The organism is Streptomyces sp. a15 (genome assembly GCF_059026085.1).
Genome location: NZ_JBWLKM010000209.1, coordinates 1 through 1,850, shown reverse-complemented (window position 1 = coordinate 1,850; position 1,850 = coordinate 1). Strand labels below are relative to the sequence as shown.

The window sequence follows — 1,850 nt, the reverse complement described above, 5'->3', positions numbered from 1 at the left end:
GGTCTGCGACCGCTGGACGACGACCTGATCGCCGAGGCGGCCCGCTCGTTCGACGACATGGAGTCCGTGCAGCGCACGCTGGAGGGGCTGGCCGCCGCCGACGACGCCACCCGCGCCTTCCTCGCGAGCTACTCCACCTATCTGCGGGTCCACGCCCGTGCCGCCGCGGACCGGCTCACCGCCCGCCGCGCCGAGACCGCCGAGCGCGCCACCGCGCTGCGCACCGCCACCACGGACCTGACGGCGGCCCGGGAACAGCAGGCCGCCGCCGAGACGCGCGCCGAGTCGGCCGACGCCTCGCTCGCCGCCCAACGCGCCCGCCTCGACCAGCTGCGCTCCTCCTCCGCCTACCAGGCCGTCGAGCAACTGGCCGACCTGGAACGCCTGGTGCGCACCTGCGAGCAGACCGCCCGGCAGGCGAGCGCCGAACGCGAACGCCGCACGGCCGCCACCGGCCGCGCCCGCGCCGAGGCCGAACACGCCGTGCGACTCGCTGCCGAACTCGACGCCGCCGTCTCCCGGGATGCCGTCGCCGTCGCCGACCACGCCCACACCGCCGGCTTCCACTGGACCTCGGCCGACGCCGAGCCCGCCCGCATCGTCGACCGCTCCGCCGCACTCGCCGCCGCCCGCCACGAGGGCGTCCGGGCCGTGCGCGCTGCCCAGCTGGCGGCACGCGGTGCCGAGCAGACCCGTGACCTCGCCCGGCTCTCGCTCGACCGTGCGCAGGAAGCCGTCACCGCGGCCGAGACCGCTCAGACCGTCGCCGAGTCGGCCCTCGAATCCGCCCGCGAGCAGGGCCGTACGGTACTCGGCCGGTGGACACAGGCGCACGGCGAGCTCCTGACCGAGGAGGGGACCGGCCGGCTCGCCGAAGCCCTCGAACGCACCGGCGAGGCGGAGAGTCCGGGTGAGCCCGTCACGCTCGCCGACGCCTTCACCGAGGCCACCGCTCCCGTCGTGCAGGAACTGCGCGACACCCTCGCCTCCCTACGCGCCCGGCGCACCGACGTCGAGCGCCGCCGCGCCGAGACGGAGGCCGAACGCGACCGGATCGCCGCCGAACACGACGACGCCCCGCCCCCGGCCCGTGGCCGCACCGCCGACCGGGCGCCCGGTGACGGCGTTCCGTTGTGGCAACTCGTCGACTTCGACCAGAATCTGACAGATCGTCAACGAGCGGGCCTGGAAGCGGCCCTGGAAGCGTCGGGCCTCCTCGACGCCCTCGTCAGCGCCGAGGACACCCCTGTGGCGGCCGGGCACAGCGAAGGCTACCTTCGTGCCGGTGCCCCGGTGAGCGGACCGAGCCTCGCCGATCTCCTGCGCCCCGAGAGCCCCGAGAGCCCCGCGGCCGGCGTCGCGATCCCGACCGCCGCCCGGATCACCGCCGTACTGCGCTCCGTCGCCGTCGCCGGCGACCTCGGCACCGGCATCCCGCGGATCGGCCCCGACGGCCGGTACGCGGCCGGTGTCCTGGTCGGTGCCCACACCAAGGAGCACGCTGAGTACGTCGGCGCGACCGCCCGCGCCCGCCGGCGCGCCGCCCGGATCGCCGCCTGTGAGACGCTGCTGGCCGAACTCTCCGCCCAGTTCGATGAGTTGGCGCACGCCCAGGCCCGTACGGAGGCCGCCCTGGAGGCGTACGCCGCCGCCCGCGCCGCCCTGCCCCGCACCACCGGCATCACGCAGGCGTTGCGCGAGCTCGACAGGGCCGCGGCGAGGCTGCGCGCCACCCGCGACGCCGCCGATGCGGCCCAGGGCTCGTACGATGAATCGGTGGCCGCCTGCTCGGTCGCCGAACGAGCCCTGCGCCGCACCGCGGCCGAGCACACCATCGAGACCGAACGCGT

The 1,850-nt window shown here is 76.3% G+C and carries 1 pseudogene; it reads left to right on the top strand.

From position 1 onward, the window contains the following. Positions 1–1,850 (top strand): annotated as a pseudogene (locus AC5P09_RS51655) (TIGR02680 family protein); the annotation flags it as partial.